The 24,374-nt window shown below is 41.4% G+C and carries 28 protein-coding genes; 15 read left to right on the top strand and 13 right to left on the bottom strand.

Annotated elements, in window-relative coordinates; all coding sequences use genetic code 11:
- Positions 1 to 43: 43 nt before the first annotated feature.
- The 3 genes from DCK90_RS09330 (at position 44) to DCK90_RS09320 (ending at position 1,519) form a co-directional block, all read left to right on the top strand.
- Complete coding sequence (locus DCK90_RS09330) at positions 44 to 514, top strand: Lrp/AsnC ligand binding domain-containing protein (protein ID WP_108245901.1); 471 nt, start codon at positions 44 to 46, stop codon at positions 512 to 514.
- 38 nt (positions 515 to 552) lie between these two features.
- On the top strand, positions 553 to 876 hold the full coding sequence (locus tag DCK90_RS09325; RefSeq protein WP_108245900.1) for a hypothetical protein: 324 nt from the start codon (positions 553 to 555) through the stop codon (positions 874 to 876).
- 124 nt (positions 877 to 1,000) lie between these two features.
- Complete coding sequence (locus tag DCK90_RS09320; protein ID WP_108245899.1) at positions 1,001 to 1,519, top strand: ferritin; 519 nt, start codon at positions 1,001 to 1,003, stop codon at positions 1,517 to 1,519.
- Between the two features lie 71 nt (positions 1,520 to 1,590).
- Here DCK90_RS09320 and DCK90_RS09315 read toward each other — a convergent pair whose 3' ends face one another.
- The 3 genes from DCK90_RS09315 to DCK90_RS09305 all read right to left on the bottom strand — a co-directional run bounded on the left by DCK90_RS09315 (position 1,591) and on the right by DCK90_RS09305 (position 6,817).
- A complete protein-coding gene (locus tag DCK90_RS09315) occupies positions 1,591 to 2,292 on the bottom strand; it encodes a zinc metallopeptidase (protein ID WP_108245898.1) in 702 nt (233 codons plus the stop codon).
- A 97-nt stretch (positions 2,293 to 2,389) separates the two neighbouring features.
- Positions 2,390 to 3,490 carry an alanine dehydrogenase gene (gene ald, locus DCK90_RS09310; protein ID WP_108245897.1) on the bottom strand — a complete coding sequence of 367 codons (1,101 nt, stop codon included), beginning with the start codon at positions 3,488 to 3,490 and terminating at the stop codon, positions 2,390 to 2,392.
- 372 nt (positions 3,491 to 3,862) lie between these two features.
- The gene (locus DCK90_RS09305) at positions 3,863 to 6,817 is read right to left on the bottom strand and encodes a leucine--tRNA ligase (RefSeq protein ID WP_108245896.1); all 2,955 of its coding nucleotides are present in this window, start codon (positions 6,815 to 6,817) and stop codon (positions 3,863 to 3,865) included.
- A gap of 89 nt (positions 6,818 to 6,906) precedes the next feature.
- Between DCK90_RS09305 and DCK90_RS09300 the strand changes: the two genes are divergently transcribed.
- The 5 genes from DCK90_RS09300 to DCK90_RS09280 are packed head-to-tail and all read left to right on the top strand — an operon-like array spanning position 6,907 to position 10,357.
- Positions 6,907 to 7,785, top strand: a complete 879-nt coding sequence (locus DCK90_RS09300) for a cell division protein FtsX (protein WP_108245895.1) — start codon at positions 6,907 to 6,909, stop codon at positions 7,783 to 7,785.
- A gap of 9 nt (positions 7,786 to 7,794) precedes the next feature.
- A complete protein-coding gene (locus DCK90_RS09295) occupies positions 7,795 to 8,061 on the top strand; it encodes a DUF3098 domain-containing protein (protein WP_108245894.1) in 267 nt (88 codons plus the stop codon).
- Entirely contained in the window at positions 8,062 to 8,856 is a 795-nt protein-coding gene (locus tag DCK90_RS09290) for an undecaprenyl-diphosphate phosphatase (protein WP_108245893.1), read from the top strand.
- Positions 8,857 to 8,886: 30 nt separating this feature from the next.
- The gene (gene truB, locus DCK90_RS09285) at positions 8,887 to 9,591 is read left to right on the top strand and encodes a tRNA pseudouridine(55) synthase TruB (protein WP_108245956.1); all 705 of its coding nucleotides are present in this window, start codon (positions 8,887 to 8,889) and stop codon (positions 9,589 to 9,591) included.
- Positions 9,592 to 9,637: 46 nt separating this feature from the next.
- Entirely contained in the window at positions 9,638 to 10,357 is a 720-nt protein-coding gene (locus tag DCK90_RS09280; protein ID WP_108245892.1) for an energy transducer TonB, read from the top strand.
- On the opposite strand, the gene DCK90_RS09275 is transcribed toward DCK90_RS09280, so the two are convergent.
- From DCK90_RS09275 to DCK90_RS09255, 5 genes are all read right to left on the bottom strand, one after another.
- Complete coding sequence (locus DCK90_RS09275) at positions 10,340 to 10,960, bottom strand: thioredoxin family protein (RefSeq protein ID WP_108245891.1); 621 nt, start codon at positions 10,958 to 10,960, stop codon at positions 10,340 to 10,342. The two genes, DCK90_RS09280 and DCK90_RS09275, sit on opposite strands and share 18 nt — an antisense overlap.
- Positions 10,961 to 11,040: 80 nt before the next feature.
- Complete coding sequence (locus DCK90_RS09270) at positions 11,041 to 12,456, bottom strand: TolC family protein (protein WP_108245955.1); 1,416 nt, start codon at positions 12,454 to 12,456, stop codon at positions 11,041 to 11,043.
- Positions 12,440 to 13,795: an HlyD family secretion protein gene (locus DCK90_RS09265; protein ID WP_108245890.1), complete on the bottom strand. Its 1,356-nt coding sequence runs from the start codon at positions 13,793 to 13,795 to the stop codon at positions 12,440 to 12,442. Before DCK90_RS09265 ends, DCK90_RS09270 begins: the two co-directional genes overlap by 17 nt.
- Before the next feature lie 5 nt (positions 13,796 to 13,800).
- Positions 13,801 to 15,471, bottom strand: a complete 1,671-nt coding sequence (locus tag DCK90_RS09260) for a peptidase domain-containing ABC transporter (protein WP_108245889.1) — start codon at positions 15,469 to 15,471, stop codon at positions 13,801 to 13,803.
- Entirely contained in the window at positions 15,461 to 16,150 is a 690-nt protein-coding gene (locus DCK90_RS09255; protein WP_108245888.1) for a TetR/AcrR family transcriptional regulator, read from the bottom strand. Before DCK90_RS09255 ends, DCK90_RS09260 begins: the two co-directional genes overlap by 11 nt.
- A 120-nt stretch (positions 16,151 to 16,270) precedes the next feature.
- On the opposite strand from DCK90_RS09255, the gene DCK90_RS09250 reads away from it, so the two are divergent.
- The 3 genes from DCK90_RS09250 to DCK90_RS09240 are packed head-to-tail and all read left to right on the top strand — an operon-like array spanning position 16,271 to position 18,072.
- A complete protein-coding gene (locus DCK90_RS09250; RefSeq protein ID WP_108245887.1) occupies positions 16,271 to 16,834 on the top strand; it encodes a DNA-3-methyladenine glycosylase I in 564 nt (187 codons plus the stop codon).
- The gene (locus DCK90_RS09245; RefSeq protein WP_108245886.1) at positions 16,824 to 17,405 is read left to right on the top strand and encodes a hypothetical protein; all 582 of its coding nucleotides are present in this window, start codon (positions 16,824 to 16,826) and stop codon (positions 17,403 to 17,405) included. The genes DCK90_RS09250 and DCK90_RS09245 overlap by 11 nt, the downstream gene beginning before the upstream one ends.
- The gene (locus tag DCK90_RS09240) at positions 17,392 to 18,072 is read left to right on the top strand and encodes a DUF2490 domain-containing protein (protein ID WP_234414700.1); all 681 of its coding nucleotides are present in this window, start codon (positions 17,392 to 17,394) and stop codon (positions 18,070 to 18,072) included. Before DCK90_RS09245 ends, DCK90_RS09240 begins: the two co-directional genes overlap by 14 nt.
- Here DCK90_RS09240 and aat read toward each other — a convergent pair.
- Both aat and DCK90_RS09230 read right to left on the bottom strand, forming a co-directional pair.
- Positions 18,043 to 18,687: a leucyl/phenylalanyl-tRNA--protein transferase gene (gene aat, locus DCK90_RS09235; RefSeq protein ID WP_234414696.1), complete on the bottom strand. Its 645-nt coding sequence runs from the start codon at positions 18,685 to 18,687 to the stop codon at positions 18,043 to 18,045. The two genes, DCK90_RS09240 and aat, sit on opposite strands and share 30 nt — an antisense overlap.
- Positions 18,688 to 18,807: 120 nt before the next feature.
- Positions 18,808 to 19,185, bottom strand: a complete 378-nt coding sequence (locus DCK90_RS09230; protein ID WP_108245883.1) for a DUF3127 domain-containing protein — start codon at positions 19,183 to 19,185, stop codon at positions 18,808 to 18,810.
- Positions 19,186 to 19,307: 122 nt separating this feature from the next.
- Between DCK90_RS09230 and DCK90_RS09225 the strand changes: the two genes are divergently transcribed.
- Both DCK90_RS09225 and DCK90_RS09220 read left to right on the top strand, forming a co-directional pair.
- Positions 19,308 to 20,453 (top strand): sensor histidine kinase, encoded by a 1,146-nt coding sequence (locus DCK90_RS09225; RefSeq protein WP_108245882.1) that lies wholly within the window; start codon positions 19,308 to 19,310, stop codon positions 20,451 to 20,453.
- Between the two features lie 9 nt (positions 20,454 to 20,462).
- Positions 20,463 to 20,807 carry a hypothetical protein gene (locus DCK90_RS09220; protein ID WP_108245881.1) on the top strand — a complete coding sequence of 115 codons (345 nt, stop codon included), beginning with the start codon at positions 20,463 to 20,465 and terminating at the stop codon, positions 20,805 to 20,807.
- Here the strand turns inward: DCK90_RS09220 and DCK90_RS09215 are convergent.
- Both DCK90_RS09215 and greA read right to left on the bottom strand, forming a co-directional pair.
- The gene (locus DCK90_RS09215; RefSeq protein WP_108245880.1) at positions 20,804 to 21,193 is read right to left on the bottom strand and encodes an HIT family protein; all 390 of its coding nucleotides are present in this window, start codon (positions 21,191 to 21,193) and stop codon (positions 20,804 to 20,806) included. The two genes, DCK90_RS09220 and DCK90_RS09215, sit on opposite strands and share 4 nt — an antisense overlap.
- A 67-nt stretch (positions 21,194 to 21,260) precedes the next feature.
- A complete protein-coding gene (gene greA, locus DCK90_RS09210; protein ID WP_108245954.1) occupies positions 21,261 to 21,737 on the bottom strand; it encodes a transcription elongation factor GreA in 477 nt (158 codons plus the stop codon).
- Positions 21,738 to 21,923: 186 nt separating this feature from the next.
- Here greA and DCK90_RS09205 point away from each other — a divergent pair, with 186 nt between their 5' ends.
- Both DCK90_RS09205 and DCK90_RS09200 read left to right on the top strand, forming a co-directional pair.
- Positions 21,924 to 22,358, top strand: a complete 435-nt coding sequence (locus DCK90_RS09205; RefSeq protein WP_108245879.1) for a Rieske (2Fe-2S) protein — start codon at positions 21,924 to 21,926, stop codon at positions 22,356 to 22,358.
- Positions 22,359 to 22,367: 9 nt separating this feature from the next.
- A complete protein-coding gene (locus DCK90_RS09200) occupies positions 22,368 to 23,354 on the top strand; it encodes an aldo/keto reductase (protein ID WP_108245878.1) in 987 nt (328 codons plus the stop codon).
- A 4-nt stretch (positions 23,355 to 23,358) separates the two neighbouring features.
- Here DCK90_RS09200 and DCK90_RS09195 read toward each other — a convergent pair whose 3' ends face one another.
- Entirely contained in the window at positions 23,359 to 24,360 is a 1,002-nt protein-coding gene (locus tag DCK90_RS09195) for a Gfo/Idh/MocA family protein (RefSeq protein WP_108245877.1), read from the bottom strand.
- Positions 24,361 to 24,374 lie beyond the last annotated feature (14 nt).

The raw sequence follows: 24,374 nt of genomic DNA, 5'->3' as shown, positions 1-24,374 counted from the left end.
TTTATATTTTGAATATATTTGACTTCAAATCAAAACAAGTATTGTGAAAAACAATAACAATTCGGTTAAGATTGATGGTATCGACAAGAAAATCCTAAGATACCTTATGGAAGATGCCCGTAAACCCATTCTTGAAATTGCAAGGAACATTGGAATTTCAGGTGCTGCGATTCACCAAAGGCTACGTAAACTGGAAAGTTCGGGGCTCATTTCCGGTTCCAAATTTGTCATTAACCCGAAAGTTTTAGGCTATTCAACCATGGCTTACATTGGTATTTACTTGGATAAGGCCATGACAAATCCAAAAGCTGTAAAACAACTGAAAGATATTCCAGAAGTATTGGAGTGCCATTACACCACAGGAAACTGGTCCATCCTTATCAAAGTATTGTGCCAGGACAATGAGCACTTAATGCAGGTACTCAACAAAAAAATTCAGCAAATAGAAGGAGTTTCCCGTACCGAAACCTTTATATCATTAGATCAACAAATTGACCGACAAATTCAAATTTGATATTTGTATTGAATCTAAATAAACATTACATTTGTTCCATGAATGTAATATTTCAATCCACATATTACACCTTATACCAAGCTGCCAACGAGCGCTGTTTTTATGTTGATTTTGGTCAAAAAATGGTTCGCATGTCTTTGTGCCAGCTGCTTGCACTTCGCCATAAGGTGATGAGCATAGCTATTGAAAACCATTTTGACAGTGATTTGAACGCTCATGGATTTGAAGTCCTAATGCTGTGCAACAAGGAGCATCTTTTTGTTCTGAACACATTGGAAATATTGGATTTGAAACGACTGGTCTCCAACAGTTTTGTATCCTTGGGGCTTTCGGTAGGAGCCTTGGAAACCATAACTTCCTAACCCCACGGTTTTTTCCTTATTTTTATTCAGTCTTAAACTGCCTTAAAACTAGGCCGTTACTTTTTATACGGCCATAAAATCCGTAAATTTGTTAATATAACAGGATAAAAAAATCATAGTAACTATGAAAGATATAGCAAGACAAAGTATGAGCATTAAAGTGGAATCCATGGATTTGCTCAATGGACAGATAAAAATGGAGGCACATGCTTCCGCCACCTATTTGGCCATGGCCTCATGGTGCGAACAAAACGGTTTTTTCACCAGTGCCAAGTTTTTCTTTAAACAAGCAGAGGAAGAACGTGAGCATATGATGAAGATTTTCAACTTTTTGGTGGACACGGGCGGAAATCCCATTTCTCCAGAAGTAACGGGAATCAATCATGACTACTCATCCATTGTTGATGTTTTTGAATCTACCTTGGAGCATGAGGTAAAAGTGACTAAATCCATTCATAACATTGTAAAAAAAGCTCGGGAAATCGGCGATTTTGCCACTGAACGCTTCTTGGACTGGTTTGTAATGGAACAAGTCGAAGAGGAAAACACAATCAGGGACATCTTGGATATGATAGAGGTGACCGGCACCGAAGGTGTAGGGTTGCAAATGATAGACAACAAGGTTATGGATTGGATTGATTAAAATTCAACCACATATAACAAAAAAGGGAGCCAAATGGCTCCCTTTTTTTATTCCGTAATGTTTATCATTTCTTAGTCCCTGCCACCAAAAACCTGAACGGCCCAGTATAATAAGGACGCCAACGCGCCCAATGCTGCTACCAAATAGGTTCTTGCGGCCCATTTTAGAGCATCTTCCGCACCGGCATATTCTTCTTGGCTCACCATGTTCTTTTGTTTTAACCAAACCAACGCCCTTTTACTGGCATCATATTCTACAGGAAGGGTAATAAAACTGAACAAGGTGGCGAAGCCCATCATGATCAAACCGGCTACGGCGATATAAAAACCGATACCACCAGCAACGCCTGTGGCTGCCATCAGCATAATACCACCAAAAACCACCCATGTGGACATTCCTGAAGTAACGCTTACAACCGGCACCAATTTGGAACGCATGGTCAACCACTCATATGCCTGTGCATGCTGTACCGCGTGTCCGCATTCATGGGCAGCAACAGCTGCTGCCGAGGCATTGCGTTGATTGTATACGCCTTCACTAAGGTTGACGGTTTTGTTCTTAGGATTGTAATGGTCGGTCAACATGCCGGGAGTGGAAATCACCTTAACATCTCGAATTCCATGATCATCTAACATTTTTTGGGCAATTTCGGCCCCGCTCATGCCATTTCTTAGATGGACCTTGGAATATTTTTTGAACTTGCTCTTTAATTGATTGCTTACCAACCAACTGACCAATGCAATTGCACCGATTAATATATAATATGTCATCATAATTTTATCGTTTTACGTAGATATAAATATACCATATTAAAGCAAAAACCCCGCCAAATAAATGGCAGGGTCTATTTTCTGTCAAAATGTTAGGTCATTAAGCCAACACAGGCTCCAAGTGAAAGGTTTCCGCAATTTCTTTGTAGACTATTTCACCTTCAACAATATTTAATCCCTTTTCCAAGGATCTGTCCAACTTGCAGGCACTTCGCCATCCCAGATTAGCCAATTTTAGCACATAGGGCAGTGTTACATTCGTCAAGGCAACAGTAGAAGTATAAGGCACTGCCCCTGGCATATTGGCTACACAATAGTGGACCACATCATCAATAATGTAAATGGGGTCCTCATGGGTTGTTGGTTTGGTGGTTTCCACACATCCGCCTTGATCTACCGCTACATCTACAATAACGGTTCCTGGATGCATATCTTTGAGCATATCCCTAGTAATTAAATTAGGGGCTTTGGCTCCTTTTAAAAGAACTCCACCAATAATTAAATCATTTGATTTTATATGTTTTCTGATATTGAATTCATTCGAAAAACCGGTAATCACATTACTCGGCATAATGTCGTTCACGTATCTTAGACGTTTCATGTTCACATCCAAAATAGTCACTTGGGCACCTAATCCTGCTGCCATTTTAGCAGCCTGAATTCCTACGGTCCCAGCTCCAAGGACTAAAACACGCCCCGGCGACACCCCAGGCACTCCGCCCAAAAGAACGCCTCTTCCTTTCACGGGCTTCTCCAAATACTTTGCACCTTGCTGAATAGCCATTCTACCGGCAACTTCGGACATCGGTGTCAATAAAGGCAATGTTCCATCTTCATCTTCCACAGTTTCATAAGCGATACAGATAGATTTGCTTTTGATCATGGCCCTTGTCAACGCCTCACTGGATGCAAAATGGAAGTACGTAAACACAATCTGCCCTTCTTGAATCAAATTATATTCTTCTGCGATAGGCTCCTTAACCTTTACGATCATGTCGCTCATGGCATATACCTGACCAATGGTATCCAAAATAGTAGCTCCTGCCTGCTGGTAGTCCTGATTAAAAAATCCACTTCCTTCACCAGCACCGGATTGTACATAAACAGTATGGTTGTTCTTCACCAATTCAAATACACCGGATGGTGTCATCCCAACTCGGCTCTCGTTGTTTTTGATTTCTTTAGGTATCCCAACAGTCATTTTGTTGCTATTAATTGTTTCTGGGGCCAAAGTTGAATAAAAAATTTAGATTAAAACACAAATACCCGATAAAAAACAGGGGTAATTCGTTAAAATAAGTGTTTTTTAACATTTATATTCATTTTTTATAGGGGGTATAATCTTTTTACAATGATTTTTTTATACATACCCCTAACTTTTTTGGGGTTATATTGGGTTAAAATAAAAAAGCATGCCGATCGGCATGCTTTTTTGGGGGTATTTCTGTAAAATTCGTATTGATTTTATCGTAAGGCGACATATTCATCAACCTGAACTAGTTTCAGGTTCTCATAAAATACTGATGAGATTCCGAATCGAGTTCGGAATGACAACAAAAACAGATTTATCAGACTAGCCTACAATATTCACAATCTTTCCAGGCACTACGATTACCTTTTTAGGGTCACGTCCTTGTAATTGCTCTTTTGTTTTTTCGTGGGCCAAAACTGCAGCTTCAATATCTTCCTTGCTCATATCCAATGGCAACTCCAACTTGAAACGCATTTTACCATTAAAGGATATCGGGTATTCCTTGCTACTCTCCACCAAGTATTTCTCCTCAAACATGGGGAATGGCGCTTCGGCAATAGATTCCGTATGACCCAAACGACTCCAAAGCTCTTCGGCAATGTGCGGCGCATAGGGTGACACTAAAATGGCCAAAGGCTCCAAAACAGCTTTGCTAGTACATTTTTGCGATGTCAACTCGTTGACACAGATCATAAAGGTGGAGACAGAAGTATTGAACGAGAAGTTCTCAATGTCTTCCTCTACCTTTTTGATGGTCTTGTGCAAAGTTTTCAAGTTTTCGGCGGTGGGTTCCGCACCCCCCTCGCCGCCCTCAAGGGGGGAATAGAGCTTCCAAAGTTTCTTTAAGAAGGAATGTACTCCAGTAATACCTGCCGTGTTCCAAGGCTTGGATTGCTCCAAAGGACCCAAGAACATTTCGTACAAACGAAGGGAATCTGCTCCATACTCCTCACAAATGGCATCGGGATTGACGACATTGTATTTGGATTTGGACATTTTTTCGATTTCTCGGCCTACAATGTATTTTCCGTCTTCAAGAATGAACTCTGCATCCTTATATTCAGGTTGCCATTGCTTGAATCCTTCTACATCCAATTCATCGGATGCATTCACCAAAGAAACATCTGCATGTAATTCTTGGATTTTGTACATCAACTTCCTTTCTTCTTTAGGGTTATCAAAATCAATTTCGATCAATTTTTCCAACTCATAACCATGTAAAGTGTTCTTCTCATGGTCAAAAAGATTTTTAGAAACAAAAAAGGCTTTTCTGTTTAAAGTATGAATTCTATAAACAAACGCACTCGTCCCCGTAATCATCCCTTGGTTGATCAACTTTTGGGCAAATTCATCTTTGGGCACATAACCCATATCAAACATAAACTTCTGCCAAAAACGGGAATACAATAAGTGGCCCGTAGCGTGTTCGCTACCTCCTATATATAAGTCCACATCTTGCCAATAGTTGATGGCTTCGGGAGAGAAAATAGCGTCATCATTCCGTGGATTCATATACCTATTAAAGTATTGGGAACTTCCTGCCCAACCCGGCATGGTGTTCAACTCCAAAGGAAAAACGGTTTTATGGTCAATCAGATCATTGGAAACGACTTCATTCTTATCGGTATCCCATGCCCACTCGGTGGCATTGCCCAGTGGTGGCTCGCCTGTTTCGGTAGGGAGATACTTTTCAACTTCGGGCAATTGCAAGGGCAAATGCTCCAAATCAATCATTTGCGGCATCCCGTCCACATAATACACTGGGAAAGGCTCTCCCCAGTACCGCTGACGGCTAAATACGGCATCACGTAAACGGTAATTCACCTTTCCTTCACCATGTCCAATTTTTTCCAATTCTGCAATTGCTTTCTTCATGGCATCCTTATAAGATAGTCCATTCAAAAAGTCAGAATTGGCAATTATCGTAGTTTCCTTATCGGCAAATGCCTCTTCAGAAATATCCACCCCTTCAAAGATGTTGGGGATAGCTATATTATAATGTTTGGCAAAATCGTAATCCCGTTGGTCACCACAGGGCACCGCCATTACCGCTCCCGTTCCATAACTCGCCAAAACGTAGTCGCCAATCCAAATAGGAATAGGTTCTTTAGTAAACGGATGCTCTGCATAAGCTCCCGTAAACACACCGGAAATCGTTTTTACATCTGCCATACGGTCACGCTCGGAACGCTTTGCCGTAGCTTCCACGTAAGCATCAACCTCAGTCTTTTGTTCTGGCGTAGTGATTTTGGCCACCAACTCGTGTTCTGGAGCCAAGGTCATAAAGCTTACTCCGAAAATGGTATCGGGGCGGGTGGTGAAGACTTCAATATCAAGTGATGAGTTTTGAGTTTTGAGTTCGGAGTTTTCACTCTCGCTCACTCTTAACTTTTCACTCATAACTCTAAACTTAACCGTGGCTCCCACAGAACGTCCAATCCAGTTGGTCTGGGAATCTTTTAGTGGCTGTGGCCAATCAATTTTGTCCAATCCGTCCAATAAACGTTGGGCATACGCGGTAATACGCATACTCCACTGCGTCATTTTTTTTCGGACTACAGGATGACCTCCACGCTCGGAAACACCGTTCACGATTTCATCATTGGCCAAAACCGTTCCAAGGGCAGGACACCAGTTCACTTCGGTATCCGCCAAATAAGTGAGTCTATATTTTAGGAGGGTTTCTTGCTTTTCCTTTTCTGAAAATCCATTCCAAGTTGCGGCATCAAAACTTGGAGTATCATCATCACAAGCGGCTTCAACATTAGCATTTCCTTCTTTTTCAAAGATGGAAATCAAACTGGAAATGTTTTCCGCTTTATCGGATTTCTTATTGTACCACGAGTTGAACAATTGGATAAAAATCCATTGCGTCCATTTATAATATTGTGGGTTGGAGGTGCGTACTTCGCGGCTCCAATCAAAAGAAAAACCAAGTTGGTCCAACTGCTCTCGGTACCTATTTATATTATTCTCTGTTGTAATAGCTGGGTGTTGCCCTGTTTGAATCGCATATTGCTCCGCAGGCAACCCAAAGGAATCGTAGCCCATGGGATGCAATACATTGAATCCTTTATGTCTTTTGTAACGCGAATAGATATCCGTGGCAATGTATCCCAGTGGGTGCCCTACGTGCAAACCTGCCCCAGATGGGTAAGGAAACATCGACAATGCATAAAATTTAGGTTTATCGGAATCGTTGGATGCCTTAAAAGTTTCATTTTCTGCCCAATACTTCTGCCATTTGGCCTCAATCTCGCGGAAATCGTAATTCATTGTTAATCTTGTTCAATTTCGTGTGCAAAAATAGGTTTAATCCCCTAAATACAATTTACTTTTCTATTTTTACGTACTGATTCTACTATATGAGCCAATATATTGAACGATATCAGCGTCGAAAACTGATCTCCTCCTACTTTTCCGTGGCTTTGAGCATTGCCCTGGTCCTGTTCCTTTTAGGTGTTTTGGGTCTTTTGGTGCTCAATACCAAAAAATTAGCGGATCACTTTAAGGAGCAGATTACCATTTCGGTGTTTTTGAAGGACAGCGCAAAGCCTGTGGAAATAGATCAGTTGCAAAAAAGTTTGGCGCTTGCCGAGTACACCAAGTCGGCCGAATACATTTCCAAGGAAGATGCGGCCGAGCAATATAGCGAGGATATTGGTGAAAATTTTGAAGAGTTTTTAGGTTATAACCCCTTAAAAAATTCCATCGACGTGAATTTGAAGGCCGATTTCGTATCCCCGCAACAAATTGACGAGATAGCGGAGGAGCTGGCAGCCAAAGCCTACGTGGACGAGGTAAGCTACGACAAACCTTTGATTTCGCTACTCAACAACAATGCTCGGAAAATCAGTTTGTGGATATTGGTGGCCAGTGCCATTTTTACCGTAATCGCATTCTTATTGATCAATAGTTCCATTCGACTGTCCATCTATTCCAAAAGGTTCATCATCAAGACCATGCAAATGGTGGGTGCCACCAAAACCTTTATCCGAAGACCTTTTATTTGGACGAACATTAAACTAGGTATGGTCGGAGCAGTGGTTGCCTTGATCGGACTTGGCGTTTTAGTGTATTATATCGACAAAAATTTCCCCGAACTGAATCTTTTGCAAGATTATATGGTACTCATCATTTTGTTCGTTAGTGTATTTAGTTTGGGCGTTATCATATCTTGGGCCAGCACCCATTTTGCGACCCAACGTTTTTTAAATCTAAGGACGGACGATCTTTATTACTAAATTTGCAGCATGAGCAAGAAAAACAACAACGGTCAAAAACCTACCAAGGAGTTTGTTTTCCAAAGGAAAAACTATCTCTTTCTATTTATAGGTATTGCCCTTATTGCCCTCGGATTTATTTTGATGAGCGGTGGTGGAAGCGACGACCCCGAAGTATTCAATCCCGAGATATACAATTTTAGGAGAATCCGCCTTGCACCGACCTTGATTCTTATCGGTCTTGGCATTCAGGTGTATGCCATTTTGTTGAATCCTCACAAGAAAAAGAAGGAATAATTGGAATTAATTGACGCCATTATCCTTGGAATCATTCAGGGATTGACCGAATTTTTGCCTGTTTCCTCCAGCGGTCATTTAGAATTAGGAAAAGCTATTTTGGGAGCGCAGGCCGTTCCCGAAGAAAGTTTGTTGTTTACCGTAGTGCTTCACTTTGCGACCGCTTTAAGTACTTTGGTGGTATTCCGAAAAGATGTTTTTGAGATATTGAAGGGCCTATTTCAGTTTAAATGGAACGAGGAAACCCAGTTTTCTTTAAAAATTATCATCTCCATGATTCCTGCCGCTTTGGTCGGTCTTTTTTTGAATGATTTTATCGAGGTGTTTTTTGATGGTGCCATCGTTATCGTCGGTATCATGCTCGTGATTACGGCATTTTTGCTGTATTTGGCAGATTTGGCCAAGACTACCGATAAAAATGTATCTTTCCGCAGTGCTTTTGCCATAGGAATGGCACAGGCAGTTGCCATATTACCAGGTATCTCCCGAAGTGGTGCGACTATTTCGGCAGCCGTACTTTTGGGGGTTGACAAGACAAAATCGGCACGTTTTTCCTTTTTGATGGTAGTGCCTCTAATTTTAGGCAAAGTAGCCAAAGATGTGATGGGCGGAGATATTACCTTTCATGGCGACCAAGCTGTAGCCATGGGAGCAGGTTTTGTCGCAGCATTCATCGCTGGACTTGCCGCCTGTACTTGGATGATCAAATTGGTACGCCAAAGCAAGTTGACCTATTTCGCTATTTACTGCTTAGTGGTAGGCCTTATAGCTCTTGCGTGGAGCATGTGGGGATAGATCAGTATATTTGCCCAAAACCCCAAGTTGTTGAACACCAAAGAAGATTTTTTAAACGGTCAGATCTTATTGATCGATAAACCATTGGAATGGAGTTCCTTCCAAGCGGTGAACGCGCTTAAATGGGCCATTCGTAAAAAATTCAGCCTCAAAAAGATAAAAATCGGTCATGCAGGAACATTGGACCCTTTGGCTACCGGGCTGTTGATTATCTGTACGGGGAAATTCACCAAAAAAATTCCAGAGCTTCAAGGACAGGTAAAAGAATATACGGGAACTTTCACTTTAGGGGCCACCACGCCATCCTATGACTTGGAGACCGAAGTGAACGAGACCTTTCCCATCGGCCACATTACAAATACATCAATCAAAGAAGCTACGGCACAATTTTTGGGCGTAATTGACCAAGTACCCCCCATCTTTTCTGCCTTAAAAAAGGATGGGAAACGATTGTACGAATTGGCACGTGAAGGAAAACAAGTCGATATAAAATCACGAAAAATTGAAATTTCTGAGTTTGAAATTACCCGAATTGAACTGCCCGAAGTTGATTTTCGGGTGGTGTGCAGCAAAGGGACCTATATCCGTTCTTTGGCCCACGATTTTGGTAAAGCCTTGGACTCTGGAGCCTATTTATCCAAACTAAGAAGAACCAAAATAGGTGATTTCAACGTAAATAATGCTACAAGTCCCAATGTTTTCAAGGATAATCTTGAAGCAAACGTTTCTCCTTAAATGTTGGGATAAAATAATTTTGCAAAAAAGCGGTTATAGTTAAACCATGAACTTAAACAAGAGCCAGTTATCACTTTTGATCACTTTCTTCGCTATGTCCATAGTGATATTATTGCTGTTCAATATTCACTTAGGGGGCATACAAGAGGATGAGTACGTTATTGAAATGAGCTTGGCCGATGAGGATATCGAGAAACTTCTGGAAGAGGAAGAGGAGCGATTGGAAGAAATGCAAGCCGCCAACGACCCCATTAAAAGCCACATGGCGGTCAATGAAACCGCAAAACCCAGTGTTGGAAATCCCGAACCTTTAAAGACCCTTGAAGAACTTATTGAAGAAAGAGCATTGAGCAGCGAGACCGGGGAATATGCCGATAACTCAGGTTTTGAGGACCAATTAAAACAATTGAAAGCACAACGGGACGAGAAAAAAGAAAAACTTGGCGAACGCGATGCTCTAAAAGAGGAGTTCACCAATTATTTAAAAGATAGACGTACCTCCATCTCCTATTCTTTGTTGGAAAGAAATGCCTACTATCTTCCTCCACCCATCTACACTTGTATTGAAGGTGGTAAGGTCGTCATCAATATTACTGTGGACGAAAATGGTTATGTAAACGAGGCGACCTTCAACGATAAAAGTTCGGGAACCAGTAATGGTTGCTTAGTGGACAATGCTATCGCTTATGCACTAAAGGCACGTTTTAGCCCGGATTCCAAAGCATCCCAAATCGGGACGATAACCTATCTATTCCAGAGCAAGTAATTCCAGAATATCTTCCAAGATATTTTGACCCTTATTTTTATTGTACCAAAGTTGTAGCTCTTGTTTGAACTCATCGGTCAATTTACCATGTTCTCTTTTGTAGTCCTCCACCATTTGGGTAGCCATGCTTGGTCTTGGACCCCACTCCCCAATGATTTCATTATTGGCTTTATCAAACACGATAACTTTGGGAATTGAGCGGGCACCGTTGGTAAGGAACAGATCCATTAAATCGAGATTTTCATCCCTTAACACAATCTTTAATGAAATACTTGGGCTTGCTTCAGCTATTTTATTCATAATAGGCAAACTGGCCGCTGCATCACCGCACCAGCTTTCGGTAAGTACGAGCAGGACCAATTCCTTATCGTAGGATTTCAATTTTTCCCGGACCTCCTCGGAAATCTTGAATGTTTTTTCCCAACGCGACATCCGCTTGTCGCCCAGTTTGGTGTAATTCACATATATTTCGGATTGATTGGGACCGGTGGAACCACCTGTCAAGGCCAATTGAGAGACCAATGCACGATACCTTGGATAATCCATTGCCTTTGAGATGTATTCCTGAACCATTTCCAACCTGTTCTTCTCCAGTATTTCCATAAAAACATTTTTTCAAAAGTAGCACCATGCATTTAGCGGTTAGGTGACTTTTGTCATTGGTTGTTTGTTAGATTGAAACCTTACAATGTTTTTGGGTTTATGGCCAAACTCTTGAACAACATGGCCTTAGTGTAGAAAAACTTGTTCTGCATCTCATTCTGTTTCAAGTAGGCATCAATAAGCTTGCTTTCCCGCGAATTGATCAAAAACAGGGAACTCTCTCCAAAACTGAACTTTCGCTCCTCGGCTTGCAACATAGTTGTATAGTCTTTAACAATGTCGGATATCAACTGGTTTTGTTGCGTAAAGGAATCCAGTTCGTTATAAATAGCAATCACCTTGTTCTGAATTTCGACTTGTGCGTTGTCCCTTTCGTACTCTGCGTCCCTCAACTTAAACTTGGCCAGTTTTAAATCTCCGCGTTCCTTCCGTAGGAAGATGGGCATCTGAAAACTTAAGCCAGCCTTATAATTTTCGGTCACAAAAGAATCGATAAACTCAGGGGTCTCAGTGATAAAATTGTATTCAGCTTGTAATTTTGGAAGCAATTTATTCGCCTTCAATCTTTTATCAACTGCTAGCCCTTCTATTTTATAATCCAAGGACAACAGCTTTGGATGTGTCTCCAGATTAAAGCTGTCCAACGGTATACCATCTATCTCCAAGGTTGAATTGATATCTATTTCGGGTTGCAAATTAGGAGCTATACCGGGCTGAAGTTCAACGGGAACGTCCTCTATCCATAAAAAATTACTGAGCTCCAATGATTTTTTCATGAGGTTGACCTTTGCCTGCTGATAGCCCAAATCTCGGTTTCGAACGGCAATTTTAGCCTCAACTGTATCAATCATGGCAATATCGCCTGCCAGGGCACTTTCTTTTATCCCTTGAAAACGTATCTCGGCATTCTCCAAAAAATCTTTGTATACCTCAGCATCCCTATAGGCCTTTAACCAATCAAAATAGGCCAAGGATGCATTGTACAACACTTGGTTAACCTGCAGGTCTTGGTCGGCTTTGGTCTGCTCCCTAAAAAGCTTTGCTTTTCTGAGGGTGGCCATACGCTCGTTGATCCAAAACCCCTGTAAAACGGACATGGATACCCCGGCACTGTACAGCCCATCATCGGGCAAGGTTTCATCAGGATTGAGGTAGTACCCTTCATTTTGCTGAAAATTTCCTTTGAGCTCTATCCCAAACCAGGTAGGTATCTTAAAGGTGGCATTCAAGCGGTCCCAGTATTCGGTTTCTTTGAACTCCTTGGTATTGTAATCCACTTCGACCTTGGGATCAAACCCTCCTCTGGCCTTCATCAGATTGGCCTGCCCTATGGCAATGTTCAATTGGGCCTGCTTGGCTACGGGATGATATTTTTTAACATAGCCCAAATACTCTTTAAACCCCAGCACCAAAGAATCTTGCTGAGCGTAAAAAGAACCTACAGTAAAGAAAAAGAGGGTACAAAATAAAAGTGATCTTCTATTTCTTTGCGGCATCTGCACTTGTGTTTTGAGGTTGATAATAGTTTGGCGGGAAGCCATTCAACTGCCTCCATAGTTCGTACCAAATGGGGACATCTTCCAACAAGGCCATGGTACTTGCTCCTGAGCCCACCCGAATATCCTTGGGCCAAGGAGCTTCTTCCTCGTCCGGGGCCAGCAGTATGCGATATTTCCCATTAGGACTGATAAAATTCTCGATAGCGACCACTTTGCCCCCAAAAGTACCGTAGGAAACATTGGGCCAACCACTAAATACAATAGCTGGCCAACCATCAAATTGGATACGTACCTTCTCATCCAAGTGAATCAAGGGCAAGTCGATGGGATCTACATACGTTTCTACAGCTATATCATAATCTGAAGGCATGATGCCGACCAATTGGGCTCCTTCCTTAAAAGTTTCCCCAATTCCAGATTGGATGGCCTTAGTGATATACCCATTTTGAGGGGCCCGTATAAACAGCATGTCACTCCTCATCTCATAATTGGTATACTGGTTCTCCAGTTTTGTTACCTGCGCTTCTGAGTCGAACTGATTGGATTGGGCCGTATAAAGATCACTTTGTGCTTTTGAAATTTTATCGGTGTACTCTGCCTGCACTCGATTGATCTCTACCTGGGCATTGATTACATCATTTTTACTGGCCAACAATTTATTTTCTTGGCTAATGAGCTTTGCCTGTGTCTCTTGCAATTTTAATCGTTTTTCTTCTAGATCGGTAACGGCCTTTAACCCCTCATCTTGCAATTTTTCAACTCGGTCGTACTGTCTCTGGGCAATCGAAATATTGGTCTTGGCCGCTTCTAGGTCTATACTATCGCTTTTTACCTTTAGTTTTGACTGCATCAACTTGTTCCTAGCTTGTTCCAGTTTTAAACCGAGTTCTTGGTTCAACGCTTTGATCTGCTGGTTCAAGGCTTTTACTTTTTCCTGATACGATGTTACGGACATGGATTTGGCCTTAATCTGCTGCCCGGTTCTCTCTACCAAATTTGGGTCAAAATATTCGCTCTTTACCTCGGAGATATGCAAAATAGTATCTCCCTTTTCCACATATTGACCTTCCCTCACATACCATTTTTCAATCCGTCCGGGTATTGGCGACTGGATTGTTTGAGGTCTTTGATCCGGTGTCAAAGTGGTAAGGTACCCTCGGCCAGATATGTTCTGGGTCCACGGCAGAAACATCATAAAAACAACAATTATGGAAAAGGATGCCAAGAAGCGGTTGAACTGCTTGTAGTGCCTCTTATGGAACACTTTTTTACCAGCTTCGTAACCGGTAAGGTCCACCTTTTCGTTCAGTTTATTATTTGAAGAAATATTCAGCATGAACTTTAATTTACGTTGATCAATCTACCTTTTTCCATACGGATTACTTGATTACAGCGTTTTGCCCACTTGGGATTTTCGCTAACAACGACCAAAGCCCATCCGTTGGCGGGGTCAGTTAAGAAATCCATCATTCTTTCTGTTTCTTCCTCATCATATTGCTCCAATGGGTCCTTGAGCACCATCAATTTGGGACGGGTTACTATGCTTCGGGCCAAAACAATTTTTCTGGAGATAAAGTCGGGGAATTTTTTTCCTTCAGGATACAGGACGGTTTTTAACCCCTGCGGCTGCTCCTTCACAAATTCTGAAAGACTTACTTTTTCCAAGGCCCAATACACATCTTCCATAGAGATGTCCTTGTTACCGAAGGTAATATTGTCCAATAAGGTTCCTTCAAAGGGATATTCCTCCGTTAACGAATGACCAAGATATGATCTATACTGGCTCAATTTGATTCCTTTAAGCGCTACATTGTTCACATATATCTTGCCTTCATCCGGTTCTAGAATACCGGCAATCATTCTTAGCAACGTTGACCTTCCCGATCCACTCTTTCCTTGTATCAGCAACTTTGTTTCTGGTTTTATTTTGAGTGATACATGGTCTATTATTTTCTTATCCAATCCGGGCACCTTGTACACAATATCTTCCAGCTCCACCGTTAATCCTTCATTTTCCTTGAACGGGGTTTCCCCTTCTTGTGGTTCCAATTCCTTATCCACGACCTGCCCCATTTTTTCCAATGAAGTCAATAGATCATAAAATGTCTCGAGACCCAAAATCAATTTTTCCACAGAACTGATAACCAATAGAATAATGATTTCCGCCGCCACAAACTGACCAATGTTCATCTGCTGCTCCAGTACCAAGAGCCCCCCGATCAAAAGCAACCCTGCGGTAACCAAAACCTTGAAACCTATCATCTGGATAAATTGCAATACCAACACTCTAAAGTGACTTTCCCTCGCATCCAAATAGTCATCTACCAACGTGTCGTTCTTTTCAAGGGCATGGGAGGTCTTACCAGAAAGTTTAAAACTGATAATGGAACGGGCGATTTCTTGAACCCAATGAGCTACTTTGTATTTGATCTTGGATTCTTCCAAACTGGTATCCAAGCCCCTTTGTGCAGTAAACTTGAACACTATATAAATGAGTACCAGTAACAACAATCCATAGATAATAAAGAAAGGGTGATAAAACGACAGCAACAATAGTCCGAAAACAATCTGTAGCAGAGCCGCCGGGAAATCTATCAATATTTTGGATAAGGATTTTTGTACGGTAAGAGTATCAAAAAAGCGATTGGCAAGTTCCGGAGGATAATAATACCTAAGCTCACTCATCTTGATTTTTGGAAAACGATAGGCGAACTCAAACGATGATCTGGTGAAAATCTTTTGCTGCAAGTTCTCTATAATCCTTATCTGCATTAACTGCAAAACCCCAACAAAGGCCACACCCATGGTTACAAGAACCACCAATACAATCCAAGAAGTACTCACACGGGCCCCTTGAATCAGGTTAATAATGGCCTGTATTCCCAAAGGCAAGGAAAGATTGACCAGTCCCGCAAAAATAGCGTAGTAAAAAATTTGAAGAATATCCTTTTTGTCCAAGGAGAGCAAACCGGTTAGCCGCTGCCAGGCAGAGAGTATTTTTTTATTGGCCATGTACTTTTTGATTTAGTGTGCGGAATATCAAATCCGTGAAAAATGCGGTAGGGGTTACCTCTTCACTACAGTTTGTGAGAGATGGAAAGTGCGATTTTAAAAAATTCTGATGTAACGAACCTTCAAGCACATTACTGGCCAGACTGGTCGGAAATTCATAATCACCGTCCACATCAGAAATCATTTTGCTGAGACGACCCACTAACCTTTTGCATATGATAAAGCTCCCTTCCGCCCCATCATTGTTCATTTCTTTCACAAGATAGGACTTTGAATACTCGTTAATGATTATCTTGTTGAGTACCACTTCGTTAATATGCGAAAAGGAGGAATCTTCCTCTACTGTCTGTGTCAATACTTCAATGGAATCTGCCAATTTTTCCACGGGGTCGGAAATTGCATTGGTAGAAAAAACCATCTTGTACTCCACCCAACCCCAATACCAAGAGGCCAGATAAAGCAATAGCTTGTGCTTGTTCTCAAAATATCGGTAAATCGAACTCTCGTTTGAGTGTATTCTAACACCCAATTTCTTAAACGTAAAGGATTCGAAACCAATTTCATCAATCAACAATATACTCTGCTCCACGATTTTCTTCCCCAAATCTGACGATTCAGGGTCTTTAACATAGAGTTTTTCATCGATTTCCAGTTTCACAGATTGTAGTAAAATGTCCATGCTATTCCATTTTTAAAACAAAGTCTCGCAAAAATAATAGCATTACTATTAACATGCATCACTTTAACTTGCACTTAACGATTTCTTATTTTGCCTTACTTTTACTTAAAATTGATTGCTATGGACAAACATAGATGTGGCTGGTGCATCGGCGACACCCTTTATGAAGCCTATCATGACGAGGAATGGGGCGTTCCTGTCAAAGATGATGAAACCCTTTTCGAATTTTTGATCTTGGAGACCTTTCAAGCGGGCCTGAGTTGGATAACTATATTAAGAAAACGTGAAAATTTTAGGCAGGCCTTTGACCATTTTGACTACAAAAAGATTGCAAAGTATGATCAAGCTAAGATTGATGCCCTTCTACAAGACCCGGGAATCGTTAGAAATAAACTAAAAGTCAATGCCACGGTCACCAACGCCATTGCTTTTATGGAAGTCCAAAAAGAATTTGGTAGTTTTAGTAAATACATTTGGGGATTTGTAGACCATAAGCCTATTAAAAACGAGTTGAAAAACTACAAAAATGCTCCGGCAACCACTGACTTATCCGATACAATCAGTAAAGATTTAAAAAAGCGTGGCTTCAAGTTTGTGGGAAGCACAGTAATTTACGCCCACATGCAGGCCACAGGCATGGTCAACGACCACGAAGTAAACTGTTTTAGATACCATGAAGTTTAAATACCTCCTATTTGTAATCGTTGGTACTGTGCAAATCACATCTGCGCAAAACAAGTACGAACAGGAATCCAGAATAGACAAGGCCGACTTCCCGAACAGCGCCTATCTGTTAATTGAAGATTACCTGAAAGATGCCAAACGAGTACGTTTTTACCAAGAAACGGATAGTACCAAAAAAAGCTTTGAAACCAAATTTAAAAAAGGGCGATTGCATTACAGCGTTGAGTTCGATGAAGAAGGAACACTCGAAGATGTAGAGTTTAAGATAAAGGAAAGGGACATTCCGAACGATACATGGAATACTATCCAATCCTATTTGGATGAAAACCACTACAAACACAGAGTAAAAAAAATTCAACAGCAATATCCCTTACGAGAAAAAAAGTCGGTTGAAAAGACTTTACACAACGCATTTCAGAACTTGATTCTGCCCGATGTAAACTACGAATTGGTCTTTTCTGCCAAAGAAAGTGGCGATTTTCAAGAATATGAGGCGCTTTTCGATTCTGAAGGGCAGTTGATACGATTGCGAAAATCCTTTCCCCCAAGTTATGATCATGTACTTTATTAAACGGATTTTATTTGTTTCGTTATTACTGTTGATGACTTCCGTATCCGTAAAAGGTCAAGAAAACCTAACGGGTTACTGGCAGCCACAATTTGCTGTAAACTATAAGGTAGCGAGTGCGTACTCCCATAATTTTTCCATCGCTAACAGAAACTTTCTCTATGAGAACGAAGATTTTACATTTAGGGTGAAACAATTGGATTTTACCCACTTTTCAAAACTTGAGATCAAGGATAACCAAAGTATTGCTCTTGGTATAATGTACAGGTTTTACAATAGTAGGGAGAACGAACTTAGATTCACGCAACAATACAATGTAACGCACAAGCCGTTCGCCATACGTTTTGGACATAGGTTCCGAGCCCAGCAGCGAATCACCAATTCCCTGACCACCCATAGATTTAGATACCGCTTTGCCCTGGATTTTCCATTAATGGGAGAGAAATTAAATCCCGGTGAACCTTATTTTGTAGGAAGCTTTGAAAATTTGTTGAGTGTGGCGAAACAAAACTCACCCGAATACGATATACGCTTGGTCGGGCAAGTGGGCTGGGAGTTGCACAGTGGCATGAAATTGCAAATAGGAATGGAGTATCGTATGGAGGATTACACTGCCAATGTTCCGGAACACATCCTTTTTTTACTGACCAGTGCTCAAATTTCCCTGTAGTAGTTTAACGAACTCTTTTCTAGGAATAAGTTCGGCACCCAAACTTTCCAAATGATCGGTGTGCACTTGACAATCTATAACCCGATACCCTTTCTCACCCAATTCTTTGGCCATTTGTATAAATGCAAACTTTGAGGCATTGGCCCGTAAGCTGAACATGCTCTCCCCGCAGAACACATGCCCTAGGTCAATTCCGTAGAGTCCTCCTACCAAATCTTCGTTTTCCCAGACCTCATAGGATTTTGCATGCCCCTTTTCGAACAACTTCATGTAAGCGGTTTTCATTTCGGGCGTTATCCATGTACCATCTTGGCCTTTACGACGAATTTGGGCACAGTAGTCGATTACCTGTTCAAAGCAGGTGTTTTGGGTTAGCACGAATGATCGATCCCGAATTACTTTTCGCATGCTCTTGGACACTTTTACTTTATGTGGAAACAGCACCATCCTTGGGTCGGGCGTCCACCATAAAATCAGTGAGTCATCATTGAACCATGGAAAAATCCCATTTTTATAGGCCAGCAGCAATCGCTCCGGTGAAAGGTCTCCACCTACTGCGAGCAAACCATCTTCACTGGCATCATCAACGGGAGGAAACTCCAATCTCTTGTTCAAAAAATATAAGGGAGTGTTTTCCAAGGGCAATTTTTTCTAAAAATACAAATCAGCCCAAAAACTAAAAAATCCGAACATAACGTCCGGATTTTCGAATTCTATCGATGGTAAATCTATCTATTAGAATGGAAGATCGTCGTGGTCTTCATCATTATAATCATCGGCAGGCTCAAAGGCTTCCATAGGTGGAACCGGAGGCATATTGTCACCTGCAGGCTCAGACTGAAGGTTCTCTATTCGCCACCCTTGGATGGAGTTGAAATATTTGGTTTCTCCTTGAGGGTTTACCCATTCCCTTCCTCTCAGGTTGATACTGATCTTCACCATTTGCCCTACGGAATAGTTGTTGAGCAAATCACATTTATCCTGAACAAACTCTACCAATATGTGCTGCGGATATTGTTCTTCAGTGGTCACGACCACCTCTCTTTTTCTGAAACCGTTGTTGCCATAGGTTTTGGTCTCATCTATCATTTTGATTCTTCCCTGAACTTCCATGCAATGTTAATTTTTGTTGAAAATTCAAAAGTACATAAAATGAATCCTAATGACATCCGTTATTTAAACTAACTATCAACATGTTTTCCAATTACCTATCTTTAAAAAGAATTTGACCACCAATGGATTTTAGTACCAAACGGAAAACCTCCAATATTATACTGCTGGTATCGGCATTCATCATTGTAAGTCTTATTCTATGGAACACCAATAGCTTTTTCCGAAAGTTTAAGGAGGAGGAACGCCTAAAAATGGAAATTTGGGCAACAGCGCAGTTGGAACTTGTCCAGTCATCGGTAGATCAGGAACTGGGTAACCTTACCCTCAAAGTTCTGGGCAACAACACGTCTACCCCAATGATTCTGGTTAACGAGGAAGGCTCCTATAAAACCCATAATATTCCTGAGGACAAAATTGCCGACAGCGCATACATCCAGCAAAAGATAGCACAGTTCAAAAATGAGAACCAACCCATTCAAATCATTCAGGAAGACGAACTGCTCGAAACTCTGTATTATGGCAATTCGGAGGTACTCAACAAACTAAAATATTATCCACTTGCCCTTTTGTTGATTATTTTTTTGTTCGGGGCAGTAATTTTCTTTTTCTTTCGAACCAACAAAGCATCGGAACAGAACAAGCTCTGGGCCGGTATGGCCAAGGAAACGGCGCATCAAATCGGAACGCCGCTCACATCTCTTTTGGGTTGGAACGAACTACTGAAATCTGAAGATATCAATCCTGAGGTGACCCAAGAAATAGCAAAGGACATTGATAGGTTGGAAACCATTACAGAACGATTTTCCAAAATTGGTTCTATTCCAGAATTGAAGGACCATGATATTGTAAATGAAACCAAAAAGGCATTCGAGTACCTGAAGCAACGTAGTTCCAAACTGGTACATTTTTCCTTTAGCTCCAATATAGATGAAGCCCACGTGCTTATGAATCCCCCATTGTACAACTGGAGTATAGAAAACCTGGTAAAGAATGGCATTGATGCCATGAAGGGCAAGGGAAATATTGCCATCCAAATAGAGAAAAAGGGACAAAACATCAATATTCTGGTATCGGATACCGGCCATGGAATCCCCAAAAGTGATTTTCAGAACATCTTCAATCCCGGTGTAACTTCCAAGCAAAGAGGCTGGGGATTAGGGCTTTCGTTGGTAAAAAGAATTGTTGAAGAGTACCATAAAGGAAAAATTAAAGTATTTTCGTCTAGTAAAGAAGGAACTATCATGCAAATTACACTACGAGCACTATAAATTTGAATTATGGCAAAAGAAAAGCAACTCGTAATACAAGAAGCTGATATCACCAACAATTGCCCCAAATGTTTTAATCAGGAACTTAAGATTACGTTTTATCAAAAACACACGTTTAATGCACTGTACCACAGAACTACCGGTGTGGTTACCAATGAGATCAAGTGCAAAAAATGCAACTCCACCATATATCCCGTGGATTGGACACCCGATATTGAAAGGGTATTCGATTACTACAACAAATTGGTAAAGCCAGACAGGCCCGCGGTGCGTTTTACCATGCTATTTTTTGTGGTTTTGGTCCTAATGCTATGTCTTGTAGCGGCCGGCGTCTATTTTATGATAGAGGGCTAAAGATGTGACTTGATTTGTTCCGCTACCGCTTCAAACTCATCTGAGGTAAGGCTCTCCTTATTTTGAAACGTAGCATTGGCCATACTTTGCAACGGGATTAAATGTACGTGCACATGAGGCACCTCTAAACCAATAACCGTCATCCCTACTCTTTTACAGGGCACTGCTTTTTGTATGGCAAGACCAACTTTTCTTGAGAAGGCCATGAGTTTCATGTAAGATTCCTCATCAAGATCTAAAATCTTGTCCACTTCCTTTTTTGGGACGCATAGCGTGTGTCCTTTGGAATTGGGGTTAATATCCAAAAAAGCAAAATGATCTTCGTCCTCCGCTATTTTATAAGAAGGTATATCTCCATTGATGATCTTGGTAAAAATGCTGGCCATTTTAATTCAGTTTAAAATAAAAAAATCCCGTGCTATGACGGGATTAAATATACCAATTTAGTTGCTGTTACTCTCGAGTGATCTCTAAAATCTCAAATTTGAGTGTTCCATTGGGAACCTTGATTTCGGCAACATCACCTACTTTTTTGCCCAATAACCCTTTACCAATCGGAGATGTCACGGAAATCTTACCTGCTTTAAGGTTGGCTTCGCTCTCGGCCACCAAGGTATACTTCATTTCCATCCCATTGGCCTGGTTCTTTAGCTTCACGGTAGAAAGCACTAATATCTTGGAGGTATCCAGTTGTGATTCGTCTATCAAACGGGCATTGGCCAAGGTTTCTTCCATTTTGGAAATCTTCATTTCCAAAAGCCCTTGGGCCTCTTTGGCCGCATCATATTCCGCATTTTCTGAAAGATCTCCCTTGTCTCTTGCTTCAGCAATGGCCTGTGACGCTTTTGGACGCTCTACATCCTTAAGTTGATTCAACTCGTCCCTCAATTTCTTTAATCCTTCGGGTGTATAGTATGATACTTTGCTCATATCGTTAATTTTTAATGCAAAGAGGCATTGAAGAAAATCAAAAAATTTCCCCAATGTACTCTTCCTCTACAAATACAAAAAATCCTCAACGATGCCCATGACCTGCATGGTTTTTGCGAGGATTTTACGCAAATATAGAGAATTTTTGTTCAACTTTGCTGCCGTAACGTACTGAAACTATCGAACATGAAGCACCTCTGGGCCATAGTATTATTGGCACTGGTATTATCCTGTAGCTCCGATACCTCCAATAGAAATCCTTATTTACAGGAGGTACGATTTCGTTTTGAGTTGAACCTTAACCTGCCGTTGTACAATAATTTACAAAACATTGGAAATCCTGTTTATGTGGGCAACAATGGCGTGGGAACCCGAGGCGCCTTCGTTATCAATACAGGGTCCAGTTTTATGGCCTGGGAAGCCAGTTGTCCCAACCATGTTCCCAATGAATGTTCCACCATGACAATCGACGGGCAGAACGCTGTATGTAGCTGCGAAGGTTATACTTATAGTTTATTTACAGGACAACTATTGGACCGGCCCGATGATGGAAACCGATACCATGACCTCTTATTTTATAGGGCTACCCAAAGTGGAAACGTGGTCATCATATCTAATTAGTCCTGAAGAATGAAGTATAGAAAACTAGGAAAAACAGGAATAGAAGTCTCTGAAATCTCCTTGGGTACTTGGCAGGTAGGTGGAAAATGGGGCTCTGGATTCAATGATGCTTTAGCTGAACAAATTATTAATGAAGCAATAGATGACGGTGTAAACTTTATAGACACCGCTGATGTCTATCAAGCCGGTGCAAGTGAGGCAGCCGTTGGCCGAGTGGTAAAATCAAGGTCCGAAGAAGTTTTTGTGGCCACAAAATGTGGAAGACAAATCAATCCGCACATTAATGGAGGATATACCCCGGAGGTGCTTAGAAAATATGTGGAGGACAGCTTAAAAAACACTGGGCTGGAATGCTTGGATCTGATTCAATTGCACTGCCCTCCGACGGAAGTGTACTACCGTCCCGAAATTTTTGAATTGTTCGACCGATTAAAGGATGAGGGCAAAATAAAAAACCTTGGTGTTAGTATAGAAAAAATAGAGGAGGGTTTAAAGGCCATTGAATATCCCAACGTCAAAACGGTCCAAATCATATTCAATATGTTCAGGCAACGCCCGTTGGGACTGTTCTTTGAACAGGCAAAGAAAAAAGACATCGGTATAATTGTCCGCGTGCCTTTGGCCAGCGGGTTGCTTACAGGAAAATTTTCTCAGGACTCCACTTTTGATGAAGAAGACCACAGGAATTTTAACAGAGATGGTGCAGCTTTTGATAAGGGCGAAACCTTTAGTGGCGTTCCTTTTAATGTTGGGCTGGAAGCCGTAAATGAACTTAAAAAGGTATTTCCTGATAGAGAAAGCCTGGCTCCCATTGCACTTCGTTGGATATTGGATTTTCCCGAGGTCGGTTGCATTATTCCCGGAGCATCCAAAGTTGAACACCTGAACAGCAATATCAATGCTGCTAAACTACCTCCGTTAACAAAAAAAGAGAAAGTTGCCGTCAACGACATCTACGAAAAGTACATCAAAAAACACGTGCATCAACTTTGGTAGCACCTTAAAGTGTTCCCAGAATTTTTTCCATAACCCAACTGGTATGTAGTCCCGTTTTTCCCGTTGATGGATGTACTGATTTGCCAAGAAGGTGACGTTTAATATTCTTTACATGAAATTCTTGAATATGTTCGAGATGCACAATTTCCAATGTTTGACTTCCTGATGCATTGTTCAGTTCAATGGGAGCCTCATCCAGAACGGCAAAACGAATACTGCCTTCGGAACCTAATATTTCAACCTTGTCCGTCCGATCATGGGTGCCAAAGTTCCAATTACCTGTACCCGTTATCCCTCCATCATGCATCCAATGGGCCGCTACTGCATCAAAAGCAGTATATAGCCCTAGTTGATTGGTTGCTGTTCCATTAACCTCTACAATATCACCCAACAGAAAGATGAACAAATCCAGGCCATGGCTGGCCAAATCATCAAAATACCCTCCTCTGGCGATAGCCAAATCGGTACGCCAGTTGTATTTTTTACTCAAATCCAGTTCGCTGGGCGGTTTAGTCTTTTGCCAATGGATATGGCGGACTTCACCGATCAGACCATCATCCAACCATTGCTTGACTTTCAAAAATCTGGGCAAAGAACGGCGATAATAAGCTATAAAAAGAGGAACATCCCCTTTCCGAAAAGCTTCATAAATGGCCAAACTATCATCATACGTAGGGGCCATGGGTTTTTCTATACAACAAGGTTTCCCCGCTGCAACTACTTTTAAAGCGTAAAATTTATGGGTATCGGGAGGTGTAGCAATATAAACTGCATCAATATTTGGATTGCCGATTACTTCATCAGCATCGGTCGTCCAATGAGGAATCCGGTGCCTTTTGGCATAATCTTCAGCTTTTTCCGAATCGCGCCGCATTACCATGGCAACCTCAAAACCGGGTGTAATCTTATAGGCTGGCACGCTTTTTATTTCGGCTACGGCACCACAACCGATAATGCCCCAGCGCAGGGGCTTTTCTTCTGAAAAATTAAAACGGGATTCTGTCATTATGGATAAATTTA

The organism is Muricauda brasiliensis (genome assembly GCF_003057865.1).
GTDB lineage: Bacteria > Bacteroidota > Bacteroidia > Flavobacteriales > Flavobacteriaceae > Flagellimonas > Flagellimonas chongwuensis.
The sequence above is the reverse complement of the archived record's forward strand: the minus strand, read 5'-3'. Positions and strand labels throughout refer to the sequence as shown.